Annotated in this window: 20 protein-coding genes; 15 read left to right on the forward strand and 5 right to left on the reverse strand. The window is 63.9% G+C overall.

Features of this window, described 5'->3' with window-relative positions; genetic code table 11:
• Positions 1–131 precede the first annotated feature (131 nt).
• Entirely contained in the window at positions 132–1,118 is a 987-nt protein-coding gene (oleD, locus tag Q5Z11_RS03420) for a 2-alkyl-3-oxoalkanoate reductase (RefSeq protein ID WP_303748727.1), read from the forward strand.
• Positions 1,119–1,219: 101 nt separating this feature from the next.
• Entirely contained in the window at positions 1,220–1,375 is a 156-nt protein-coding gene (locus tag Q5Z11_RS03425) for a DUF1328 domain-containing protein (RefSeq protein WP_282269396.1), read from the forward strand.
• A 75-nt stretch (positions 1,376–1,450) separates the two neighbouring features.
• Here the strand turns inward: Q5Z11_RS03425 and ddlA are convergent, their stop codons facing one another.
• Entirely contained in the window at positions 1,451–2,554 is a 1,104-nt protein-coding gene (gene ddlA / locus Q5Z11_RS03430; protein ID WP_303748728.1) for a D-alanine--D-alanine ligase, read from the reverse strand.
• Positions 2,555–2,830: 276 nt separating this feature from the next.
• Between ddlA and Q5Z11_RS03435 the strand changes: the two genes are divergently transcribed.
• The 3 genes from Q5Z11_RS03435 to Q5Z11_RS03445 are packed head-to-tail and all read left to right on the forward strand — an operon-like array spanning position 2,831 to position 5,885.
• The gene (locus tag Q5Z11_RS03435) at positions 2,831–3,481 is read left to right on the forward strand and encodes a ubiquinone biosynthesis accessory factor UbiJ (protein ID WP_303748729.1); all 651 of its coding nucleotides are present in this window, start codon (positions 2,831–2,833) and stop codon (positions 3,479–3,481) included.
• A complete protein-coding gene (ubiB, locus tag Q5Z11_RS03440; protein WP_303748730.1) occupies positions 3,478–5,145 on the forward strand; it encodes a ubiquinone biosynthesis regulatory protein kinase UbiB in 1,668 nt (555 codons plus the stop codon). The genes Q5Z11_RS03435 and ubiB overlap by 4 nt, the downstream gene beginning before the upstream one ends.
• Positions 5,142–5,885, forward strand: a complete 744-nt coding sequence (locus tag Q5Z11_RS03445) for a pseudouridine synthase (RefSeq protein ID WP_303748731.1) — start codon at positions 5,142–5,144, stop codon at positions 5,883–5,885. The genes ubiB and Q5Z11_RS03445 overlap by 4 nt, the downstream gene beginning before the upstream one ends.
• A gap of 230 nt (positions 5,886–6,115) precedes the next feature.
• Here Q5Z11_RS03445 and Q5Z11_RS03450 read toward each other — a convergent pair whose 3' ends face one another.
• A complete protein-coding gene (locus Q5Z11_RS03450; RefSeq protein ID WP_303748732.1) occupies positions 6,116–6,637 on the reverse strand; it encodes a DUF2059 domain-containing protein in 522 nt (173 codons plus the stop codon).
• Between the two features lie 310 nt (positions 6,638–6,947).
• Here Q5Z11_RS03450 and Q5Z11_RS03455 point away from each other — a divergent pair, with 310 nt between their 5' ends.
• The 8 genes from Q5Z11_RS03455 (at position 6,948) to dcp (ending at position 17,792) form a co-directional block, all read left to right on the forward strand.
• Positions 6,948–8,009 (forward strand): HEAT repeat domain-containing protein, encoded by a 1,062-nt coding sequence (locus Q5Z11_RS03455; RefSeq protein WP_303748733.1) that lies wholly within the window; start codon positions 6,948–6,950, stop codon positions 8,007–8,009.
• A complete protein-coding gene (locus Q5Z11_RS03460) occupies positions 8,006–9,526 on the forward strand; it encodes a glycosyltransferase family 2 protein (RefSeq protein WP_303748734.1) in 1,521 nt (506 codons plus the stop codon). The genes Q5Z11_RS03455 and Q5Z11_RS03460 overlap by 4 nt, the downstream gene beginning before the upstream one ends.
• A 17-nt stretch (positions 9,527–9,543) precedes the next feature.
• On the forward strand, positions 9,544–10,821 hold the full coding sequence (locus tag Q5Z11_RS03465) for a YaiO family outer membrane beta-barrel protein (protein ID WP_303748735.1): 1,278 nt from the start codon (positions 9,544–9,546) through the stop codon (positions 10,819–10,821).
• A gap of 14 nt (positions 10,822–10,835) precedes the next feature.
• Positions 10,836–13,196 (forward strand): LTA synthase family protein, encoded by a 2,361-nt coding sequence (locus tag Q5Z11_RS03470; RefSeq protein WP_303748736.1) that lies wholly within the window; start codon positions 10,836–10,838, stop codon positions 13,194–13,196.
• Entirely contained in the window at positions 13,193–14,128 is a 936-nt protein-coding gene (locus Q5Z11_RS03475; protein ID WP_303748737.1) for a hypothetical protein, read from the forward strand. Before Q5Z11_RS03470 ends, Q5Z11_RS03475 begins: the two co-directional genes overlap by 4 nt.
• Before the next feature lie 360 nt (positions 14,129–14,488).
• Positions 14,489–14,920, forward strand: a complete 432-nt coding sequence (gene arfB, locus Q5Z11_RS03480) for an alternative ribosome rescue aminoacyl-tRNA hydrolase ArfB (protein ID WP_057630429.1) — start codon at positions 14,489–14,491, stop codon at positions 14,918–14,920.
• Between the two features lie 3 nt (positions 14,921–14,923).
• Positions 14,924–15,526, forward strand: coding sequence for a lysophospholipid acyltransferase family protein (locus tag Q5Z11_RS03485; protein ID WP_303748738.1), 603 nt, complete (start codon positions 14,924–14,926; stop codon positions 15,524–15,526).
• Between the two features lie 106 nt (positions 15,527–15,632).
• Positions 15,633–17,792, forward strand: coding sequence for a peptidyl-dipeptidase Dcp (gene dcp, locus Q5Z11_RS03490; RefSeq protein ID WP_303748739.1), 2,160 nt, complete (start codon positions 15,633–15,635; stop codon positions 17,790–17,792).
• Between the two features lie 114 nt (positions 17,793–17,906).
• On the opposite strand, the gene Q5Z11_RS03495 is transcribed toward dcp, so the two are convergent.
• Entirely contained in the window at positions 17,907–18,233 is a 327-nt protein-coding gene (locus Q5Z11_RS03495; protein ID WP_303748740.1) for a hypothetical protein, read from the reverse strand.
• Positions 18,234–18,394: 161 nt separating this feature from the next.
• On the opposite strand from Q5Z11_RS03495, the gene Q5Z11_RS03500 reads away from it, so the two are divergent.
• Both Q5Z11_RS03500 and Q5Z11_RS03505 read left to right on the forward strand, forming a co-directional pair.
• Entirely contained in the window at positions 18,395–19,456 is a 1,062-nt protein-coding gene (locus Q5Z11_RS03500) for a linear amide C-N hydrolase (protein WP_303748741.1), read from the forward strand.
• A gap of 52 nt (positions 19,457–19,508) precedes the next feature.
• Positions 19,509–20,270, forward strand: a complete 762-nt coding sequence (locus Q5Z11_RS03505) for a porin family protein (RefSeq protein WP_303748742.1) — start codon at positions 19,509–19,511, stop codon at positions 20,268–20,270.
• Positions 20,271–20,602: 332 nt separating this feature from the next.
• Here the strand turns inward: Q5Z11_RS03505 and Q5Z11_RS03510 are convergent, their stop codons facing one another.
• Together Q5Z11_RS03510 and Q5Z11_RS03515 are read right to left on the reverse strand one after the other, a co-directional pair.
• Positions 20,603–21,394 (reverse strand): siderophore-interacting protein, encoded by a 792-nt coding sequence (locus Q5Z11_RS03510; RefSeq protein WP_303748743.1) that lies wholly within the window; start codon positions 21,392–21,394, stop codon positions 20,603–20,605.
• A gap of 87 nt (positions 21,395–21,481) precedes the next feature.
• On the reverse strand, positions 21,482–21,979 hold the full coding sequence (locus Q5Z11_RS03515; RefSeq protein WP_303748744.1) for a PadR family transcriptional regulator: 498 nt from the start codon (positions 21,977–21,979) through the stop codon (positions 21,482–21,484).
• Positions 21,980–22,269: the final 290 nt, after the last annotated feature.

Raw genomic sequence — 22,269 nt, forward strand, 5'->3', positions numbered from 1 at the left:
GCATGGCTCGGCACTACAGCCCTCCGGGGCAAACCAACTTGACTGCCACTGCTGCGATACTGACGGACAATTCTCAATGCTTCCGACGCGGCCAGTCGGTGCGGAAGCCCAGCAACAGAGCGATCAAACGAATGAAGATTCTGGTTACCGGTGGTGGTGGTTTTCTCGGTCAGGCCCTGTGCCGCGGCCTGGTCGAACGCGGCCATCAGGTGCTGAGCTTCAATCGCGGGCATTACCCGTCCCTGCAGGAGATTGGCGTTGGCCAGATCCGTGGCGACCTGGCCGATGCGAACGCTGTGCATCACGCCGCCGCCGGCGTCGATGCCATCTTCCACAACGCCGCGAAGGCTGGCGCTTGGGGCAGTTACGACAGCTACTTCCAGGCCAATGTGGTCGGCACCCGCAATGTGCTTGCCGCCTGCAAGGCGCATGACATCCGCCGCTTGGTCTACACCTCAACACCCAGCGTCACCCATCGCGCTACCCATCCGGTCGAAGGCCTGGGTGCGGATGAAGTGCCCTACGGTGAGGATTTCCAGGCGCCGTATGCCGCCACCAAGACCATCGCCGAGCAGGAAGTGCTGGCTGCCAATGGCGCCGATCTGGCAACCATTGCGTTGCGCCCGCGCTTGATCTGGGGCCCGGGCGACAATCAGCTGGTGCCGCGGCTGGCCGAACGCGCGCGCGCCGGTCGTCTGCGTTTTGTCGGCGATGGCACGAACAAGGTCGATACCACCTTCATCGACAACGCCGCGCAGGCGCACTTCGATGCCTTCGATCATCTGGTGGTTGGTGCGGCCTGCGCTGGCAAGGCCTACTTCATTTCCAACGGCGAGCCGCTGCCGATGCGCGAACTGCTCAACCGCCTGCTTGCAGCGGTGGGCGCGCCTGGCGTGGAGAAGTCGATCTCGTTCAAGACCGCGTACCGCATCGGCTCGGTCTGCGAAAAGCTGTGGCCGCTGCTGCGCTTGTCCGGCGAGCCGCCGATGACGCGCTTCCTTGCCGAGCAGCTGTGCACGCCGCATTGGTATTCGATGGAGCCAGCACGCCGCGATTTCGGTTACGAGCCCAAGGTTTCGATCGAGGAAGGCTTGCGCCGGTTGGCGGCGGCTTCCTGAATGGACAGCGCCGTCATCATCCGGCGCTAACGTTCCTGTCACCGTATCGCGACCGGCAATTGCCGAGTATGGACCCCTGATTCCAACCGAGGACCCAGCCCATGCTGCATTACGCCGTCGTTTTCTTCGTCATCGCCATCATTGCTGCCGTACTCGGCTTCAGTGGCATTGCCGGTGCGGCCAGCAATATCGCGTGGATCCTGTTTGTCGTCTTCCTGATCCTTGCGGTGGTGTCGATGTTCCGCAAGAAAGGCTGATCGTTCCTGACGCCAGAAACAGAACGGCCCGCATCCTAGGCTAGGGTGCGGGCCGCGTCGTTTCAGTAGTTTCGATCAGGCCGAAGTGCTGATCGAGCTGCGCAGGTTCTTGTCCGCAGCGTGACGCTCAAGCGCCAGCTCGATCAGGCGGGTGATCAGCGCGGTATAGCCCAGTCCGCTTGCGCCCCACAGCTTGGGATACATGCTGATCTTGGTGAAGCCGGGCAGGGTGTTCAGTTCGTTGATGACGACGTCGCCGGCCTCGGTGAGGAACACGTCCACGCGCGCCATGCCGATGCAGTCCAGCGCCTGGTAGGCGCGCACGGCGATCTCGCGGATGCGCTGCTGGGCATCGGCAGCGATATCGGCGGGGATCACCGTCTCCGCGCCGCTGGCGCTGATGTACTTGGTGTCATAGGCGTAGAAGTCGTCATGCACCACCACTTCGCCGCAGACGCTGGCTTCGGGCACGTCATTGCCCAGCACTGCGCATTCGATCTCGCGGCCGACAATCGCCGATTCCACCAGCACCTTGTGGTCGAACGACAGCGCCAATGCCATCGCGGTGGCGAACTCCTCGGCATTGCGCACCTTGCTCACGCCGACCGAGGAACCCTGGTTGGCCGGCTTGACGAACAGCGGCAGGCCAAGCTGCGCGACCAGCGCATCGTAGTCAGCGCGTGCAGCAGTGACATGGTTGAAACAGGCAAATGGCGCCACCGCCAGGCCGGCATCGCGCAGCAGGCGCTTGGCCATGTCCTTGTCCATTGCCGCGGCTGCGCCAAGCACGCCGGGGCCAGCGAAGGGCAGGTTCAAGGTGCGCAGCAGGCCCTGCAGGGTGCCGTCTTCGCCGAGGGTGCCGTGCACGATCGGGAATACCACGTCCAACTGCGGGACGGCGCGGCCATCGGCGGCCAGCAACTGGCCGCGCTCGGCGCCGGGCAGTACCGACAGCACCGGGCCGGAGGTATCCAGCGCGATGCGCTTGGGATCATCGGCATTGAGCAGGAAGCCGGCCGCATCGCACAGATGCCACAGGCCCTGCTTGTCCACGCCGATCAGGCTGACGTCGAAACGTTCCTTGTCCAGCGCATCGAAGATGTTCTTCGCCGATTGCAGCGAGACCTCGTGCTCGGCCGAACGACCGCCGAAGATGATGCCAACCCGGGTCTTGCCCATTGCCTGTGTGCTCCTGACGCTGTGTTTGGTGGTGTCTGCATAGCATGAACGCAAACGCCGCGATTCGGGAATAGGGAGTGGCGGCTGCTTTCAAGCTGGAACGGGCGGCTCGGGACGCGCGGTTCATTGAGCGCGGCGACCAGCTGGTGCGGCTTGCCGCCGAAAGCGCGGTTCCACGCACAAGGCGCCGCTACATGAACAAATCCTGTGCTGGCGAGGCATTCGCTCCCCGCCGCGATCCAGTCTCCAATCCCGCCCCTCCGGTAGAATGCCGGCATGCCTGCATCCCCCCTCAAAATGATCAAGCCGCTGGCCGGCCGTGCGCTGGAAGTGGCCTTGAACCGCGCGCTGGCGCTGGACCCGGATACCCGCACCGCGCTGGCCTCGCTGGATGGCCAACGCATCGCCCTGACCCTGGAATCGCCGTCGCTGGCGATGCAGATCGGGGTTGCCGGTGAACGCCTGACCGTGGGCCCGGTCGATCCGGCGCTGGAGCCGGACCTAGCCGTGCGCAGCACGCTGGGCGGGGTGCTGGCGCAGCTACCCTTCCTGGCCAATGCACGGCGCGGCAACAGCGCGCCTGCTGGTCGGGTCAAGGTCTCCGGCGATGCCGAGCGGGCGCGCCGCCTGCAGCAGCTGGCTACCCGTTTTGATCCGGATTGGCAGCAGCCTTTTGTCAAAGCCTTTGGCGAGATCCTCGGCGTGCAGATCGCGCAGACCCTGCGTGCAGCCCTGCTGCAGGCCAGGCGCAGCGCCAAGGACCTGGCCGAGACCGCCGCCGAATACGTTACCGAGGAGTCGCGTGATGTCGTTGCCCGTGCCGAGCTGGATGCCTTCCATGATGATGTGGACGTGATCCGCGATGACGTCGAACGCATGGCCGCGCGCATCGCGCGCCTGCGTCAGCGCGCCGGGGGTGCCGCATGAAGGCGACCCGCGCCATGTTCCGCGCCAGCCGTATCGGCCGGGTGATCCTGCGCTACCGGCTGGATGACCTGCTCGACGGCACCCCGGTTGAACGTTGGCTCGGCATCGCCAAGCCGTTCGTGCCGCGCGCCAGCGCCGATATCGCCTCGCAGTCGCGCGGTGCGCGCCTGCGCCTGGCGCTGCAGGAGCTGGGCCCGATCTTCGTCAAGTTCGGCCAGATCCTGTCCACCCGCCGCGATCTGGTGCCGCCGGATGTCGCCGCCGAGCTGACCCTGCTGCAGGACCGGGTCAAGCCCTTCGACGGCGAACGCGCGCTGCAGATCGTCGAGCAGGCGCTGGGCCTGCCGATCACCGAAGCCTTCGCCAGCTTCGACACCACGCCGCTGGCCTCGGCCTCGATCGCGCAGGTACACGCGGCAACGCTGGACGACGGCCGCCAGGTCGTGGTCAAGGTGTTGCGCCCGGATATCGAGAAGCAGATCGCCGGTGACATCGCCCTGCTCAAGTCGCTGGCCGCGTTGGTCGAACGCACCCATCCGCGTGCCGACAAGATCCGCCCGCGCGAAGTGGTAGCCGAGATCGAAACCACCTTGGCCGCCGAGTTGGACCTGCAGCGCGAAGGCGCCAACGCCAGCGTGCTGCGCCGCTTCTGGGAAAACTCGGACGACCTGTACGTTCCGGAAGTGATCTGGAGCCACACCGCCGAGCGCGCGCTGACGTTGGAGCGGGTCTGGGGCATTCCCTCCGACGACATCGTCGCGTTGGACAAGGCCGGCATCGACCGCAAGGCGCTGGCCGCCAAGGGCGTGCGCGTGTTCTACACGCAGGTGTTCCGCGACAACTTCTTCCATGCCGACGCGCACGCCGGCAACATCTGGGTCGATATCGATCCGGCGCGCCGCGACAACCCGCGCTTCATCGCGCTGGACTTCGGCATCATGGGCCAGCTGTCGGAAGAGGATCAGTTCTACCTCGCCGAAAACTTCATGGCCATCTTCAACCGTGATTACCGCCGCATCGCCGAGCTGCACCTGCAGGCGCAGTGGATGCCGAACACGGTGCGCATCGATGAGCTGGAAGCCGCCGTGCGCGCGGTCTGCGAGCCGTACTTCACCCGGCCGCTGTCGCAGATTTCGCTGGCCGAAGTGCTGATGAAGCTGTTCCGCACCGCCCAGCGTTACCAGCTGACCCTGCAGCCGCAGCTGATCCTGCTGCAGAAGACGCTGCTGAACATCGAAGGTGTGGGTCGCCAGCTCGACCCCAACCTGGACATCTGGGAAGTGGCCAAGCCGGTGCTGGAACGCATCCTGCGCGAGCGTTACAGCCCGCGCCGTGCGCTGAAGGAACTGCGCAAGCGCCTGCCAGAAATCATGACCCAGGCCCCGGACATGCCGGCCCTGCTGCACAGCTGGCTGCGCCAGCAGGTGGAAGGCAAGCATGAGCTGGCGATGCGCTCGCAGGACATCGTCAACCTCGAAGGCACCTTGCAGCGCATGCAGCGTCGTGTGGTTACTGCCGTTGCCGGTGTCGGTTTGATGGTGGTGTCGGCGCTGCTGTATGGCCTGCAAGCGGGCGGCCCGCAGTTCGCCTCGGTGCCGCTGTGGTCGTGGGTGACAGGCGCGGTCGGTGCGATTGCCGTGGCTTCGGCGTGGTTGCGTCGATGAGTGATGTTGTCGATGAAGCAGTAGAGGCGCCGGTTGTTTTTGAACCGCTGCCGCTGCTGTACGAAGACCAGTGGCTGGCGGTGGTCAACAAGCCTGCGGGTTTGATGGTCCACGACAGCAAGCTGGCGCGCGGCGAGGATGATTTCCTTGCTGACCGCCTGCGCGAGCAGCTGGGCAAGCCGATTTTCCTCGTGCACCGGCTTGATCGCGCAACCAGTGGCTGCCTGCTGCTGGCCTTTGATCGCGAAAGTGCCAGCACTCTGGGCAAGACGCTGATGGGCGGCGAGGTGGAGAAGGATTACCTGGCGGTGTGTCGCGGCTGGCCGGCCGAAGATGCCTTCACCGTCGATCACGACCTGGACGGCGGCCCCGGCAAGCCGGTAAAGAAGCAGGCCATCACCCATTTCCAGAAACTGCTGGAGGGCGAGTTGCCGATTCCGTCGACGGGCTTCCCGACCTCGCGTTACGCGCTGCTGCGTTGCCAGCCGCAGACTGGGCGTTTCCGGCAGATCCGCCGGCACCTCAAGCACATGTTCCACCACATGATCGGCGACACCAGCCACGGCGACGGACGGCACAACCGCACGTTCCGCATGCAGGGCGTACACCGCATGTTGCTGCACGCAGAACGCCTGGCCTTCCCGCACCCGCAGGACGGCCGCCGCATCGAAGTGCGCGCACCACTGGACCGCGAGTTCCAGAAAGCGATGGACCTGTTTGGTTGGAAGCTACCGGACTGAGGTAGTGCCGAGCCATGCTCGGCAGGGGCTTTCCCCGCAACCCATCAACGCTTGCGGGATGCTTGTGGGAGCGGCGTCAGCCGCGAAGCCCATGAATCATCAGATTGCAGAGATGTCGGTGATTCCGATATTGCCAGCTTCGCGGCTTACGCCGCTCCCACAAGAAAAGCTGGGGCGGCTTTGCCGGTAACGCCCCTTGCCGAGCATGGCTCGGCACTACAGTTGGGCGCTTATTTGACTTCGCTGTTGATCTTTTCCAGGTCCTTCTGCAGGTCGGCCATCAGCGGGGTCATCTTCTGCTGGATGGCGACCATCAGGTTCTGCATCAGCGCCGGGGTCTTGTCGAGCAGGCTCTGGCCGGCCGGGCTCTCGTAGAACTCGGCCATCGCCAGCACGTCTTCCTTCGAGAACGACTGCTTGTACAGGTCCACGTACATCGGCCGCATCTGCGACCACGCCAGCGCCTGCCGCAAGGTCTGCGAGGTGCGCTGCTGGATGCGTTGCAATCCCGCCTTCTGTTCGGGCGTCAGTGATTGCTTCTGGGCGATCTCGGCGAACTGCTGCGCCTGCATCGCTTCCATCTGCGGCAGCATCGCGTCGAGCATGTTCTGGGCGCGGGACGCCGCCAGCAGGCGGTTGACGTCGGCATCGGTGGCGGGCGCTGCCCAGGCCGGTGCGGTACTCGCCAGCAACAGGCTGGCAGCCAGCAACAGGCGGGTGCAACAGGAACGGAAGTAGTAGCGGCGCTGCATGGGTCGTCCTTGCGATGGGCAGGCCCTGAGCATAACCGGCGCGCTGCCAGCCCCGAAGTCAGCAGGCCGGGGCGGCGGCTCGATGATTCAGCATGGCCAGATCTCACTCGCTCGCACTGCAAGTCTTTGTTTTAATGAAATATTTACGTCTTACGACGGGTCGCTAACATAGTTAGATGAATAAAGCATTACAAGATGCGAATAAAATAGAGACACGCATCACGGTTTTGTCTATGCTTTGATCGGATGCTGTACTCAGGGGGGAGTACACGGATTCGCAATCCGTGTACCCGTAACAGTAGGAAATGCGATGGACAGTCTGACCGAGGGACCGACAGTTCTGGTCGTAGCCAGTGGGGTGGCGATTTTTACGTTGCTACTGGCCAGCGTGCTGTTGGCGATAATTGTGTTCCTGCGCATACGTGCGCAACGCCGTGATCGACGCGATAAGCAGGCCCGGCAATATTGGGTTGAGGTATTGCAGCGCGAGCTTGCCGGTGAAACCGTGCCGGTGAAGCAGCTGCAGCGCGACGAAGTCATCGGTTTCATCGAGGCCTGGAACGCGCTCTGCGAAACCCTGCCCGATGCTTCGGTACGACGATTGGCCTCGCTTGGTCATCGGGTCGGCCTGGCCGAGGCGTCGCAGCGGATGCTGCGCGGCAGCTATCACGACCGCGCCATGACCATCATCGCCCTCGGTCATCTGCGTGATCGTCATCTCTACGATCAACTGGTCAAATTCCTCAACGACCGCAGCCCCATCGTTTCGCTCTGCGCGGCGCGTGCATTGGCACAGGTGGATCCACCGCGTGCCATGTCGGCCTTCGTGCCGATGATCGCCCAACGCGAGGATTGGGTGCCGGGCAGCGTTGCGCGGATCCTGGCCGAGAACGTGGATGGCAGCGCCGCCCGCGAGATCAGCAATGCCTTGCTGCGCGCCAATGCCGACTCCACCGTCAAGCTGGTGCGGTTCCTGGCCGACATCGATCCGCAACGAGCGGCAGTGGTGGTGCGGCAATTGCTCGACGGCCACGTCGACGACCACATCATCTCGGTCTGCCTGCAGTTGATCAACGATAGCCAGGACCGTGAGCGCGTGATCGGCTTCCTCAGCGCCTCGCGCTGGCACGTGCGCATGCACGCTGCCGCAGCGCTTGGCCGCATCGGCAGCAACGGCGACAGGGCGCGTCTGGAAGCCTTGCTGTCCGACAGCGTCTGGTGGGTGCGCTACCGCACCGCACAGGCCTTGCTGGCGCTGCCGGGCATGGGCGTCGAGGCATTGCGCGAAGTCCAGACCCGCCACGCCGATACCTATGGCCGCGACATCATCGAACAGGTGCTGTCCGAGCATGCACTGAGGAGTGCGACATGAGCACCTATTGGCAGATGCTTGTGAGTTACGTGCAGCAGATCCCCTGGGTCCAGATTGCCGACTCGATGCAATGGTTCTTCATGATCTATTTCGTCGCGATCAACCTGGCCTATCTGTTCCTGAACTACGTCTCGGCCTACCAGATCGTGCGCTATATGCGCGAGTACCGGGCAAACTACCTGCCGGCCGGGCTGCGCGAGTACCAGCCGCCGGTAAGCATCATCCTGCCCGCTTACAACGAGGAAACCTCGGTGGTTTCTTCGGTGCGCTCGCTGCTGAAGACCAGCTATCCCGAGTTCGAGATCGTGGTGGTCAACGATGGTTCCAGCGACCGCACCCGCGATGCCTTGATCGAGGCGTTCGGCCTGGTCAAGGTACCCGAGGCCTATCGCACGCGCCTGCAGACCGAACCGGTGCACGGCGTCTACGCATCGGCGCGTTGCCCGCAGGTGCGCATGGTCGACAAGGCCAATGGCGGCAAGGCCGATGCGATCAACGCCGGCATCAACTGCGTGCGCTATCCGCTGTTCTGCGTGGTCGATGCCGACAGCATCCTGCAGCCGGAAAGCCTGTCGCGGGTGGTACGGCCGTTCCTGGAAGACAGCCGCGTGGTTGCCAGCGGCGGCGTGGTGCGTGTGCTCAATGGCTGCACCGTGCGCGAAGGCATGCTCGACAAGATCGGCCTGCCGAACAGCTGGTTGCCCAGCTTCCAGTTGGTCGAGTACCTGCGCGCCTTCCTGTTCGGGCGCATGGGCTGGTCGCCAATGAACGCGCTGCTGATCATTTCCGGCGCATTCGGCGTGTTCTACAAGGAGCGGGTGATCGCCATCGGCGGCTACCGCACCGACACCGTCGGCGAGGATATGGATCTGGTGATCCGCTTGCACCGCAATCTGCGCGAGGAGAAGCGCGACTACCGCATTGTGTTCGTGCCCGATCCGGTGTGCTGGACCGAGGCGCCGACCGATCTGAGTTCGCTGCGCAACCAGCGCATGCGCTGGCAGCGCGGCCTGGCCGAAAGCCTGTGGACCAATATCGGCATGCTGTTCAACCGCCGCAGTGGTGCTGCCGGCTGGGTCGCTTTCCCGTTCATGCTGTTCTTCGAGTTCCTCGGCCCGATCATCGAGGTGGTGGGCTATGTGTCGATGATCGTGCTGGCGCTGTGCGGGCTGGTGCAGCTGGACGTGTTCCTGATCTTCCTCGCCGCGGCGGTCGGCATGGGCATCCTGCTCTCGGTCAACGCAATGCTGCTGGAAGAGCTCTCCTTCGGCCTGTACTCGCGGCCAACGCAGCAGCTGCGGTTGTTCCTGGTCGCGATCCTGGAGAACTTCGGCTACCGGCAGTTGAACTCCATCTGGCGCTTCTCCGCCACGCTGCGCTGGATGTTCACCCGCCGCAAGCGGCATAGCTGGGGACGCATCAGCCGCGATGGCTCGTGGCAGCAGGGCCACAAGGAAGACGTGCCGATGGCGGTGGCAGTGTCGTCGGTTATCAGCGAATCGAGTATCAACAAATGATTTCCAGGAACCGCTCCATGACCCAGCACCTCTCCGCCCGCGCTACCCGTCACGTGCTGGCGCGCTGCCTGCTGTTGGCACTGTCCGCCACGCCGTTGCTGGCGCTTGCGCAGGAAGCACCCGATAGCCTGACCCTGCAGCTGCAGCAGATCCGCGAGCAATCCGACGCCAACAACCGCGCCGCCACCATCGCACGCTACACCGCGCTGCTGGGCGAGCATCCGGACAATGGCGACGTGCTGCTGGCACGTGGCCGCACCTATGCCTGGGACGGCCAGTACGCTGCCGCCGAGGCCGATCTGCAGCAGGTGGTGAAGAACAGCCCCACCTATGCTGATGCCTGGTCGGCGTTGGGCGATATGTACCGCTGGAGCGATCGCCCGCAGCAGGCCGCCGATGCCTATTCGCGCTGGATTGAACTGGCACCGCAGGACCCGGCGGCACGCATCGCGCGTGGCCGCGAGCTGCGTGCGCTTGGGCAGATTGCAGCGGCACGTGCGGACTTCGATGCTGCCGCCGGTCTTGGCGCCGATCCCAAGGAAATCGCCGAGCTGCGCCTGAGCCTGCTGCCGCGCATGGCCAACCCCGATGCGGTGGCCGCCGATGGCTATCGCTGGGGTGCGAGCGTGGGTTGGGACCACACCCGCTTCAGCGGTGACCGCGATAGCTGGAACGACAACGACCTGACCCTGCGCCGCTATTTCCCGCGCGGTTCACTAGGGCTGGAGCTGCTGCGCGCCGATCACTTCAATACCTCCGACACCGCCTGGGCGCTGGATGGCTACGTGCCGTTGTGGACGCGCGCCTACGCCAACCTGCGTTACCAGCACGGTCCGTCCAGTGGCGTGTTGCCCAACCAGGCTTGGCGCGTGGAAGTATTCCAGGGCGTGGGCAATGGCTGGGAACTGTCGGCCAGCGTCGATCATCTGCGCTTCTCCGATGACACCGAGTTCTACGGCGTTGGCGTCGGCCGCTACGTCGGCAACTGGTATGGCCGCTACAAGCTGCAGCATGTGCCGGGTGTCGGCTCGGGCAGCTGGAGCCACCGCGTGCTGCTGCGCAATTACTACAAGGGCGATGCCGACGACTATCTGGAAGTCAGCGTCAGCAGTGGCCGCAGCACCGACCTCGACCGCTTCGGCAGCGTGGTGCGCGACAACAATGCGGCCATCGGCGTCGCCTGGCGGCATCAGGTCAGCCCGCACTGGGGCTTCAAGCTGGGTGCCGGTTATGCCGACGACGATGCTGGCTTTGATGAGCAGCGCCTGTCCGGCTCGATCTATACGCGCTGGTAACGGAGCAGTTGACGATGATCTCCACGCATGACGGCGGCGCTTGGGCGCGCTTTTCTTCGGCTTTCCCGGTGTTGCTGCTTGCGCAGCTGGTGCTGGTCGCGATGGCGGTGAGCAACGGCATCGCAGGTGCAGGCGGTGGCATGCAGACCGGTGCGGTTGCCGGCATTGCCGTCGCGCAGGCGCTGCTGATGTTGCTGCGTGCGGTTCCGTTGCTGATCCTGTTGTCGCTGCCCTTGTTGATGATCAAGCGGGCGATGCCGCGCTTCATCGCGCTTGGTGTGCTGTGGTCGCTGTTCATCGTGGTGCAGGTCTTGCTGGACCAGTACTTCCAGGTAGCACATGTGCCGCTGGGTGCAGACCTGTTCGGCTACAGCGTGGCTGAGATCCGCACCACGCTGGCCGACGGTGCGCCGCTTGGACTGCGCGCCGTGCTGGCGATGGCCTTGCCCTTGCTGGTGTTGTGGGCTGGCCTGCTGTGGCTGGCACGACGCGATGCGCGCGGCTCCACGGTGTGGAGCACGGTATGGCTGGTGGCTGCCGGTATTGCCTGGATTTTGCCGTTGCCCAGCGGTGCGGCGGCGTTGAAGGATGTTGCCTCGCGCGACTTGGCCTGCAACAAGCTGGCCTGGTTCAGCGGTGATGTGTGGCGCTGGTTCAAGGGTGAGTCGGATGTGGCAGTGGTGCCGAGCGCGATTGCCAGTACCGAGGCACCGTTGGATGCCAACTTCCCATTCCTGCGCCAGGAGCAGACGCCGGACACATTGGGCCCGAACTTCGCGCCGACCAGTGATGGCCGACCGCCGAATGTCGTCTTGATCGTGGTCGAAGGCCTGGGTCGCTCGTTCTCCGGTCCGCAGGCACCGCTGGGCAGTTTCACCCCGTTCCTCGATGAGCTGGCCGGGCGCAGCCTTTACTTCGACAACTTCCTCGCCAACCAGGGCCGCACCTTCGGTGTGCTGCCGACCCTGATTGGTTCGGCGCCATTCGCCGACGAAGGCTTCACCGGTCTCGGCGATCGCATGCCGGCGCATCCTGGTTTGTTCAGCGTGCTGCGCCAGCAGGGCTATAACACCGCCTTCTACAACGGCACCGACACCAGCTTCGACAACGAGCGCGCCTACATGCAGGGCCAGCAGGTGCAGACGCTGGTCGACATGAACAATTTCGGTGAGGGTTATCAACGTAATCCCTTCAGTGCCTGGGGCTACCCGGACAAGGAACTGATCTCGCGGGTGCTGGCCGACAATGACAGCGTGCAGGCGCCCTTCCTGACCGCGATCCAGACGATCTCGATGCACACCAGCTACGAGTTCCCGGATCAGGACGTGTACCGCAAGCAGTTCGAGCAGCGCCTGCAGCAGTTGCAGGTGCCCGAAGCGCAGCGTGCCAGCTATCGCGCCAGTACCGATATCTACAGCACCATCCTGTACACCGACGAGCAGCTGCGTCGCTACTTCGCCTCGGTGGAAAAGACTCCGTGGTATGCCAATACCATCTTCGTCATCACCGGCGACCATCGCCTGCCGGAGATCCCGATGGGTGAACATGTGGACCGCTACCACGTGCCCTTGATCGTGTTCTCGCCGCTGCTCAAACAGCCAAAGCGCATCCGCGCGGTGTCCTCGCAGCTGGACGTGACGCCGTCGTTGATGGCCTTGCTGTCCAATACCTATGGCTTGAAGCGGCCGGCGCAGACGCCGTGGCTGGGCACCGGCCTGGACATGGCCGAGAGTTTCCGCAGCAACCAGCAATTTCCCTTGAAGCAGACCAAGACCAGCGCGCCGGAGTATCTGGCCGGGCGTTGGTGGCTGCATGACGGCAAGTTGTACGAATTGCAGGACGGCATGCACCTGGCCGAGACCGATGACGCCAGCGTGCGCGCCTGGGCCTTGCAGCGCCTGCAACGCTACACCCAGGCCAATACGATCTTCATGCAGAAGAACGCGCTGACGCCGGAGGGGGCGACGCCGAAGTTGGTTGCGTATATCGCACCGGCGGCCGCTGCCGAAGTGGCTGCAGCACCGGTGGCGCACGGCTTGTCGTTGGCCTCGGCCGACGTTGCGACCGTTGCCAGTGGGGTGCAGCTGACCGCGGTCTTCAGCAGTGGCGATCCCAGGCCAAGCCGCTTGTTCGTGCCGCTGGCCGTGTTGTCCAGCGAGGACGGCCGCGAGTTGCAGGAAGTGTATGGGCAGGCAATGCAGCTGCCGCCGGGCGGTAGCCAGCAGGTGCAGCTGCAGCTGCGCCTGCCGCAGGATTGCGGTGGCCGTTGCTACGTATCGGTGTTCCCGTCCGATCCCGACAACGGCAAAGCGATCGGGCAGGGCCGTTACCACCTGCCGGTGGATGCTGCGGCAGCCGTGGAGAAGTCGCAATGAGCCGGAGCTTGAGCCTCGGTTTGTTGGCCGCGCTGTGCTTGTTGCCGATGACGCAGGCGCTGGCAGCCAGTCGCGCGATCTGGACCTGGGAAGCCGAGTCGTACGCGATGATCGAGGATCCGGCGGTCGCCGATGAGGCGGTGGCGTATCTCAAGTCGCAGCGCATCGACACCGTGTATCTGTATGCCGACGCCTACAAGGACCGCAACCTCATCGTCGAGCAGCCGCAGCTGTACCGCGCCTTCATCGAGCGCCTGCATGGCAAGAACATGAAGGTCTATGCCTTGCTGGGCTCCTGGTACCTGAGCACGCAGAAGTACGTGTTGCCGGCTCACCGCAAGGAGGCCGAGGCGATGTTCCGCCGGGTGGTGGACTACAACGCCTCGGTGCCGGAAGCGGCGCGCTTTGATGGCGCGAATCTGGACATCGAACCGCATATCCTCGACGAGTGGGATGACGACACGCGTGCGGACCTGCTGATTGGTTTCCTCGACATGAGCGCGGCGGTGATGCGCATCAAGCAGGAGAGCGGCGCGACCTTGGCGGTTGGCCCGGCGATTCCGTTCTGGCTGGATGGCATCGAGGTGGACTGGAATGGCCGCCACCGCCCGGTCAGCGAGCACACCATCAACATCTACGACTACGTCGCCTTGATGGACTACCGCGACAAGGCCGAGGGCAGGGACAGCATCCTCTCGCACGCCGCCAGCGAGATCGCCTATGCCAATGAAGTGGGCAAGAAGGTGGTGATCGGGCTGGAGGTGTCGTCAAACGACATCGACAAGGTCACCTTCCATGAAGAAGGGCCGAAGGTGTTCGAGCAGGAAGTGCGCAAGGTGGAACGCGCGCTGCGCAACGAGCCTTCGTTTGATGGTTTCGCGATCCATCACTACCGCGCCTACCGGCGTTGGGCGGGGCAGTATTGGGAGTGATGAATGGAACCCTCCCTTTTGCGTAGAAAAGGGGAGGGCAGGGAGGGGGCAGATGGCTGCGTGCCCGTAGTCCTCACGCGAGTGCACGCTTCGCTCCCTCCCTTTTGCGTAGCAAAGGGGAGGGCTGGGGAGGGGTGCTTCTAAAGCCCCAGCCGCCCAGCAAAACCCAACGCCCTAGCCGCTGTACTCAGAACCAGCGCAGGCACTCAAAGTAAGCCGCGAAAAGCACCCCTCCCCAACCCTCCCCTGCGCTCCGCGCAAGGGAGGGGGCAACAGCCGCGCGCAAGGGGATAGACGATGGCTGCGCTGCGTCTTTCGCCAGAAGGCAGCTAAAACCGCAACAGCCCTTACAATGCGCCGATGGCGACGGAGCAGATTGAAATCTCGGAACGATTGGCGATACCGGAAACGGAGATCGTCGAGCGCTTCGTGCGCGCGTCCGGCGCGGGCGGGCAGAACGTCAACAAGGTCTCGACTGCGGTGGAACTGCGTTTCGACATCGCCGGTTCGCCGTCCCTGCCTGAGCCGCTGCGCGAGCGCCTGCTCGCCCGCCGCGACCGCCGGGTGACCAGCGAAGGCGTGCTGGTGATCGACGCGCAGCGCTTCCGCACCCAGGACCGTAACCGCCAGGATGCGCGCGAACGCCTTGCCAGCTTCATCCAGGCCAGCCTGAGCGTGCCCAAGCCACGGGTGGCGACCAAGCCCTCTTACGGCTCCAAGCTGCGCCGGCTGGATCAGAAAAAGGAACGCGCGCAGGTCAAGCGCGGCCGTTCAACACGTAATTGGGAGTAGTGCTTGAGCAACACGCCACCGACCGTTCCGGTTGTTCCCGCCGCCGTGCCGCAGCGCAAAGGCGCCGCCTTCAGCCGTTGGCTTGGCCGCAGCGTGCTGCGTCTGGGCGGCTGGCATATCCGCGGGCCGGTTCCGGACCTGGCCAAGGCGGTGGTGATCGCCGCGCCGCATTCGTCCAACTGGGATGGCCTGTGGGGGTTGGCGGCAAAGATGGCCTTGGGCCTTGAGGCGCGCATTCTTGGCAAGGACAAGCTGTTCTGGTGGCCGCTGAGCCTGGTGCTGCGGCGCATGGGCGTGGTGCCGCTGGACCGCAGTTCGCCTCAGGGCACCGTCGGCCAGGCGGTAGCGATGATCCGCGACAGCGAGCAGATCTGGTATGCGCTGGCGCCGGAAGGCACGCGCAAGCCGGTGACTGAATGGAAGGGTGGCTTCCTGAAAATCGCGCGCATGGCCGATGTGCCCATCATCCCGGCCTATTTCCATTACCCGGAAAAGGTCATCGGCTTCGGTCCGGTGTTCCATACGACCGGTGACGACGTGGCCGACATGGCTGCCGTTCGCCAGTGGTACCGGCAATGGATGGGCCGCAACCGCGGCACCGGCTGAGCCGCCGCGTCCGGCGCGGCTTGGCGCCACCATCGGCACATGCCGCTCACAGGGGAACGGAGTAGGGTGATGGGCTGTTCGAAGCCCGTTCCCAAGGAGCCGTTTCATGTCGCGTACCGTTGTTCTGGCCGCCGCCATCAGCCTTGCGCTGGCCGCCTGTTCTGGCAAGGAGTCCACTGCCCCCGTGACCGCCAATGCACCTGCGGAGGCCGCCAAGCCGGGCGATGCCTCCACCAACCCGTTCATGACTGTCAGCTCGCTGCCGTTCCAGGCGCCGGCCTTCGACAAGATCAAGGACAGTGACTACCTGCCGGCCTTCGAGGAAGGCATGCGCCAGCAGCTGGCGGAGATCAAGCAGATCACCGACAACACCCAGCCGGCCACCTTCGACAACACCTTGCTGCCGATGGAGAAGTCCGGCGCCATCCTGGACCGCGTCAGCCGCGTGTTCTTCAGCGTGGTGCAGGCCGATACCAACCCGGAGCGGCAGAAGATCCAGGAAGACGTGGTGCCCAAGCTGGCCGCGCATGGCGATGCCATCCACCTGGATGCCAAGCTGTTCGCGCGCATCAAGAGCATCTATGACGGCCGCGCCGAAGCCGGCCTGGACGCCGAGCAGCTGCGCGTGGTCGAGGAAACCTACAAGGGCTTCGTCAAGGCAGGTGCCGAGCTCAGCGATACCGACAAGGAAACGCTGAAGCAGTACAACGCCGAAGAAGCCACCCTGTCCAACGACTTCCACAACAAGCTGGTCGCGGCCACCGCCGCGGGTGCGGTGGTCATCGATGACAAGGCGCAGCTGGCCGGCCTGTCCGATGGCGACATCGCCGCTGCCGAAGACGCTGCCAAGGGCCGCAAGCTGGACGGCAAGTGGGTGCTGAGCCTGCAGAACACCACCCAGCAGCCGGCACTCGGCTCGCTGCAGGACCGCGACGTGCGCGCCAAGGTGCTGCAGGCCTCGGAAACCCGCACCGAGCACGGTGATGCCAACGACACCCGCGCCATCATCCAGCGACTGGCCCAGCTGCGTGCGGCCAAGGCCAAGCTGCTCGGCTTCCCGAACTACGCCGCCTACAACCTCACCGACCAGATGGCGCAGACGCCGGAGCATGCGCTCAAGCTGCTGACCGACACCGTGCCGGCGGCCACCGCCAAGGCACGCGGCGAGCTGGCCGAGATCCAGAAGGTGATCGACGCGCAGAAGGGCGGCTTCAAGGCCTCCGCATCGGATTGGGACTTCTACGCCGAGCAGGTGCGCAAGGCCAAGTACGACCTCGACGAGTCGCAGATCAAGCCCTACTTCGAGCTGGACAACGTGCTGCAGAACGGCGTCTTCTACGCCGCCAACCAGCTCTACGGCCTGACCTTCAAGGAGCGCAAGGACCTGCCGGTCTATCACCCGGACGTGCGCGTGTTTGAAGTCACCGATGCCAACGGCCAGCCGCTGGCGCTGTTCTACGCCGACTTCTTCAAGCGCGACAGCAAGTCCGGTGGCGCCTGGATGGACGTGTTCGTCGAGCAGGACGGCCTGACCGGCACCAAGCCGGTGGTCTACAACGTCAGCAACTTCACCAAGCCTGCCGCCGGCCAGCCCGCGCTGCTGAGCTGGGACGACGTGACCACCATGTTCCACGAGTTCGGCCACGCCCTGCATGGCATGTTCTCCAACACCAAGTACCCGAGCGTGGCCGGCACCGGCGTGCCGCGTGACTTCGTCGAGTTCCCATCGCAGTTCAACGAGCACTGGGCTTCAGACCCGAAGGTGTTCGCCAACTACGCCAAGCACTACCAGACCAAGGCAGCGATGCCGCAGGAGCTGGTCGACAAGATCGCCAAGGCCAAGACCTTCAACCAGGGCTACATGACCACCGAGTACCTGTCGGCGGCGCTGCTCGACCTGGCCTGGCATACGCAGGGCGCTGACGCACCGCTGCAGGACGTGGACAAGTTCGAAGCCGACGCGCTGAAGCGCTACAAGGTGGACCTGGCCCAGGTGCCGCCGCGTTACCGCAGTAGCTACTTCGACCACATCTGGGGCGGCGGTTATTCGGCCGGTTACTACGCCTACTTCTGGGCGGAGATGATCGACCACGATGCCTTCGAGTGGTTCAAGGAGAACGGTGGCCTGACCCGTGAGAACGGCCAGGTGTTCCGCGACAAGATCCTGTCGATCGGCAATACGCGTGACCTGGCAACGGCCTACCGCGATTTCCGCGGCAAGGACCCGAGCGTCGAGCCGCTGCTGCACAACCGCGGTTTGAAGTAAGCGGCCTTGGAACAAGCGCTCGCACTTGTGAGCGTGTGAAACGACGAACGGCAGGGGAAACCCTGCCGTTCGTGTTTGTGCGTGTGCCGTGCTGCGAGTTGCAGCGCGCTGGATTTACTCGCAACGCACTTTGGTGATGACGTTGTTGGCATCGGTGTAGACGCGCAGGCGGTCCTGGCGGATATCGCGGGAAACAATCGTGGTCGGGCTGATCGGATTGACCAGGCCGGCACCGCTCTCGGTCTTCAGGCGACGCACGGTGGCTTCGTCATTCACCGTGCCCACCGCCCATTGCAGGGAGGCATCGCTGCAGCGGCCGAAATCGGGATCGTCGCTAAGCGGCGGTGCGCTCAGGCAGCCGCTCAGGGCGATGCTCAGCAGGCCGCCGACCAGCAACGGGCGGAGGATGGCAGCGGTGTGATGTGGTGTGATTTGAGGCATGGGGCAGTTCCTCCGTTCGAATATGCGCTGAGCATAGCAGCGGCCAATTGTCTGGTTGCTGTTTTGCAGGACTGCCAACCAAGTCGCGATAGGACAATGAATGGCTGTTAGGATCATTCCGATTGCATCTCTGACCTGATCCAGCAAAGGAAGCTACCCCCATGAAATCAGCCAAGCGATCCATCATTGCCGCCTGTGCCACCGTACTTTTCGGTATGGCAGGCGTGCAGGCCGAGGCCGATGCCTGCACCCGTTTCGTCTACCACGGTGCAGGCAATGAAATCTTCACCGGCCGTTCGATGGACTACAAGATCGATACCGGCACCCATCTGTGGATGTTCCCGCGTGGCATGCAGCGCACCGGCGAGACCGGCCCGGACACGCTGAAGTGGACCTCGCGCTACGGCAGCGTCATTGCCAGCGCCTACGACATCTCCACCACCGACGGCATGAACGAAGCCGGCCTGGTCGCCAACCTGCTGTGGCTGGCCGAGTCCGAATATCCCGAGCGCAACAGCGGCAAGCCCGGCCTGGCCATCTCGGTGTGGACGCAGTACATGCTCGACAACTTCGCCACCGTCGAGGAAGCGGTGAAGGTGTTGAGCGCCGAGCCCTTCACCCTGGTCAGCGATGCAGCGCCCGGCGAGCAGCGCCTTGCCACCTTGCACCTGTCCATCTCCGATGCCAGTGGCGACAGCGCCATCATCGAATACATCAAGGGCAAGCAGGTCATCCATCACAGCCGCGACTACAAGGTGATGACCAACTCGCCGATCTTCGAAGAGCAGCTGGCACTGGAAACCTATTGGCGGCAGATCGGCGGCACGGTGATGTTGCCGGGCACCAACCGTGCCTCGGATCGCTTCGCGCGCGCTGCCTTCTATATCGACGCCATTCCCAAGTCGACCGACCCGGTGGAATCCACTGCCAGCGTGTTCGGCGTGATCCGCAATGTATCGGTGCCCTACGGCATCACCACCCCGGACCAGCCGAATATTTCCTCGACGCGCTGGCGCACGGTCTCCGACCAGTCGCGCCTGCGTTACTACTTCGAATCCGCGCTGGCCACCAATGTGTTCTGGGTGGACCTGAAGAAGATCGATTTCAGCGAGCGCGGCAAGGTGAAGCGTCTGGACCTGGGCAACCAGCAGCGCACCATCTACTCGGGTGAAGCCAACGCCCAGTTCAAGGACGCCAAACCCTTCCGCTTCCTGGGCGTATAAGGCGAGCAATCGGCGTGCCCGTGCAAGCGGGCACGCATCATCTGGAGCTTCAATGAAAACCCGATTCACCCGCAAATACCTGTGCCTGCTGTTGGCAATTGGCGGCATGCCGCTTGCGCACGCACAGAGCAACGACAACGACGACAGCTGGCGCTTTCAGGCCACGCCTTATGTGTGGATGAGCGGCATGGAAGGGCAGGTAAGGCCGTTCCGCGGCGCGCCGATGGCGGATGTGCACAAGTCGTTCTCCGAGCTGATGGACAGCCTGGATGCCGCCGCCTTCATCACCGGCACCGCGCGCCGCGACAACTTCGTGCTGCAGGCCGATTTCACCCACGCTTCTACCTCGGATTCGACGCCGCTGCCGATTGGCCTGGCAGCGAACGTGAAAGTGAAGCAGACCTCGGCAACCGTGACTGCAGGCTATGCCTGGTCGGCGAACGAGCGTACCGGCATCGACCTGTTGGCGGGCGCGCGTTATTGGGACATCAATGCAGCGGTGAACGTGCCCGGCCTGGTGTCGGCGCGTTCGGATTCCACCTTCGTCGACCCGATTGCCGGCGTGCGTTGGCGGCAGACGCTGAGCCCGCGCTGGAGCAGCATTGCCTATGTGGATGTAGGCGGCTTTGGTGTGGGTTCGGATTCGACCTGGCAGCTGTTGGCGCTGGCCAACTACCAGGCAACGGATAACTTGTTCGTATCGATGGGCTACCGCCACCAGAGCCTGGATTACCGCGACAAGGGCAAGCGCCTGGACGTATCCCTGTCCGGCCCGATGTTGGGCGTGACCTACCGCTTCGGTGCAGGGCAGTAGCACTTAGTCCCCTCCCTTTCGCGCAGCGAAGGGGAGGGCTGGGGAGGGGTAGCTTCTGACCGTGTAGAGCCGAGCCATGCTCGGCTGGAGCCTTACCGGGAAAGCCTCTGCCGAGCATGGCTCAGCACTACAGCTTCGCCCCCTCCCTTTCGCGCAGCGAAGGGGAGGGCTGGGGAGGGGTAGCTTTGGGCCGTGTAGAGCCGAGCCATGCTCGGCTGGAGCCTTACCGGTAAAGCCTCTGCCGAGCATGGCTCGGCACTACAGCTTCGCACCAACCCTCATCCGCCCTCCGGGCACCTTCTCCCGAGGGGAGAAGGGTCAGACCTCAAGCATCACTCCACCTCATTCGGATCCGCCTTCCAATACCCGGTCGCGCGAATCCATTCTTTCGGCACCTGCAGGTGCCCTTCCACAAACTTGCGCATCATCCGCGCACGCTTGGACTCGGTGGCAATCCAGTAATGCGTATCGCCATCAGGCTGCTCGAAATCCACCAGCGCGTCTTCCAGCAAGGTGCTGCTCGCCGCATCAAAGCCATTGCGCTCGAACCACGACACAGTCACCTGCGCCGCACTCTCCAACGGCTGCCGATCACCTTCCTCCGGGATCTCGATGAACACCTTGGCCACCGCACCTTCCGGCAGTTCTTCCAAACGCCGCGCAATCGCCGGCAACGCCGTCTCATCACCAATCAGCACATAGCAGTCGAAGTCATCGGCCACCACATGCGAACCACGCGGGCCGGCAACCACCAATGCGTCGCCAACCTTGGCGGTGGCTGCCCAACTCGTGGCCGGGCCATCACCATGCAGCACGAAGTCCAGCACCAGCTCACCAGCATCAGCATCGTAAAAACGCGGCGTGTAATCGCGCGCCGGTGAAGGCTGCTTGCCTTCCGGATAGCGCGGGCCCTGCTCGGTGAGTTCCGGCAATACAAACTCGCCTTCGGCATTGGCGAAAAACAGCTTCACATGGTCATCCGGTGAGCGGCTGTCAAAACCTTCCAGCGCATCGCCGCCTACAACAACGCGCTGCATGTTCGGGGTCAGGCGTTCCGTGTGCACTACCTGCAGCTGGCGGAAACGCGGGGTCATGCGGATCAATTGGGTTTCATGCTGTGACATGGGGGTACCTGGGGTCAGTGTCGGCAAGGCCGGGAGACCGTGGCTGGATCGCTCTGGCTGGGTCGTAATGAATAACGGTGGTGCGAATCAGTTTTCCTGCGACTGCTGCTGTACCAGCGCGGTCGCCTCTGCAATCAAACTGGCGATGCGCGCGACATCGGCGTCCTGCCAATCGCCCTTGCGCAACATCAACGAGTGGGTGAACTGGTGCATGGCATCGCGTAGCGGCGCCGGCAGGCTTTCCCTGGCGATGACGCGCGAGTTGTGGCGGGCACGCATGCGCGCGGTTTCCACGTCCTCGGCGCGCAGCTTGAGCTGGGCCTGGCCAAGATTGGTGATGTGGTAGCGCTTGCGCCCGCCGTCTTCCTCGGCGCTTACCCAGCGCTGCTTCTCGAAGTCGGCCAGCAGCGGATACACCGAGCCCGCGCTGGGCGTGTAGACGCGCACGAACATCTCGCTGATCTGCTGGATCAACTCGTAGCCGTGGCGCGGCTGCTCGCCGATCAGGGACAGCAGCAACAGGCGCAGATCGCCACGGCCCAAGGGGCGCGGGGTAGGTGGGCGGCCGGGTTCCGGGCTGGTCATCAGGGTTTTCGATATATCGAATTTGCGCAAAACGATATATCGAAAACTCTTCCGGCGCAAATGGCAGCGCCTCCCATGGGACGGTGCAGACCAGCAAGGTGGGCATTGCTGGTGGATGGCGGGGCCGTTCGCTGGCCCCGCCGTCATCGGGCTGACCCCGGCAGATGGCAATTTCGCCCCGTGTTTAGCGCCATTAAGGATGTTGGCAGGGGTGCGGAAGCTGTCTCCGGCTGTCCTCGTGGGCGCATGAGAACTGTCGCGAACTGTCTTGCAGACACTGGCTTTTGCCG

It is taken from the genome of Stenotrophomonas sp. 610A2 (genome assembly GCF_030549615.1).
Classification (GTDB): domain Bacteria; phylum Pseudomonadota; class Gammaproteobacteria; order Xanthomonadales; family Xanthomonadaceae; genus Stenotrophomonas; species Stenotrophomonas pigmentata.

Bases quoted from the DNA above. Each gene is read 5' to 3' on its own strand.
- Q5Z11_RS03425 (WP_282269396.1), top strand. From the start codon at position 1,220: ATGCTGCATTACGCCGTCGTTTTCTTCGTCATCGCCATCATTGCTGCC.
- Q5Z11_RS03445 (WP_303748731.1), top strand. From the start codon at position 5,142: ATGAGTGATGTTGTCGATGAAGCAGTAGAGGCGCCGGTTGTTTTTGAA.
- ubiB (WP_303748730.1), top strand. From the start codon at position 3,478: ATGAAGGCGACCCGCGCCATGTTCCGCGCCAGCCGTATCGGCCGGGTG.
- Q5Z11_RS03510 (WP_303748743.1), bottom strand. From the start codon at position 21,394: ATGTCACAGCATGAAACCCAATTGATCCGCATGACCCCGCGTTTCCGC.
- dcp (WP_303748739.1), top strand. From the start codon at position 15,633: ATGTCGCGTACCGTTGTTCTGGCCGCCGCCATCAGCCTTGCGCTGGCC.
- Q5Z11_RS03500 (WP_303748741.1), top strand. From the start codon at position 18,395: ATGAAATCAGCCAAGCGATCCATCATTGCCGCCTGTGCCACCGTACTT.
- Q5Z11_RS03470 (WP_303748736.1), top strand. From the start codon at position 10,836: ATGATCTCCACGCATGACGGCGGCGCTTGGGCGCGCTTTTCTTCGGCT.
- Q5Z11_RS03505 (WP_303748742.1), top strand. From the start codon at position 19,509: ATGAAAACCCGATTCACCCGCAAATACCTGTGCCTGCTGTTGGCAATT.
- Q5Z11_RS03495 (WP_303748740.1), bottom strand. From the start codon at position 18,233: ATGCCTCAAATCACACCACATCACACCGCTGCCATCCTCCGCCCGTTG.
- arfB (WP_057630429.1), top strand. From the start codon at position 14,489: ATGGCGACGGAGCAGATTGAAATCTCGGAACGATTGGCGATACCGGAA.
- Q5Z11_RS03455 (WP_303748733.1), top strand. From the start codon at position 6,948: ATGGACAGTCTGACCGAGGGACCGACAGTTCTGGTCGTAGCCAGTGGG.
- Q5Z11_RS03465 (WP_303748735.1), top strand. From the start codon at position 9,544: ATGACCCAGCACCTCTCCGCCCGCGCTACCCGTCACGTGCTGGCGCGC.
- Q5Z11_RS03515 (WP_303748744.1), bottom strand. From the start codon at position 21,979: ATGACCAGCCCGGAACCCGGCCGCCCACCTACCCCGCGCCCCTTGGGC.
- Q5Z11_RS03450 (WP_303748732.1), bottom strand. From the start codon at position 6,637: ATGCAGCGCCGCTACTACTTCCGTTCCTGTTGCACCCGCCTGTTGCTG.
- ddlA (WP_303748728.1), bottom strand. From the start codon at position 2,554: ATGGGCAAGACCCGGGTTGGCATCATCTTCGGCGGTCGTTCGGCCGAG.
- Q5Z11_RS03460 (WP_303748734.1), top strand. From the start codon at position 8,006: ATGAGCACCTATTGGCAGATGCTTGTGAGTTACGTGCAGCAGATCCCC.
- oleD (WP_303748727.1), top strand. From the start codon at position 132: ATGAAGATTCTGGTTACCGGTGGTGGTGGTTTTCTCGGTCAGGCCCTG.
- Q5Z11_RS03435 (WP_303748729.1), top strand. From the start codon at position 2,831: ATGCCTGCATCCCCCCTCAAAATGATCAAGCCGCTGGCCGGCCGTGCG.
- Q5Z11_RS03475 (WP_303748737.1), top strand. From the start codon at position 13,193: ATGAGCCGGAGCTTGAGCCTCGGTTTGTTGGCCGCGCTGTGCTTGTTG.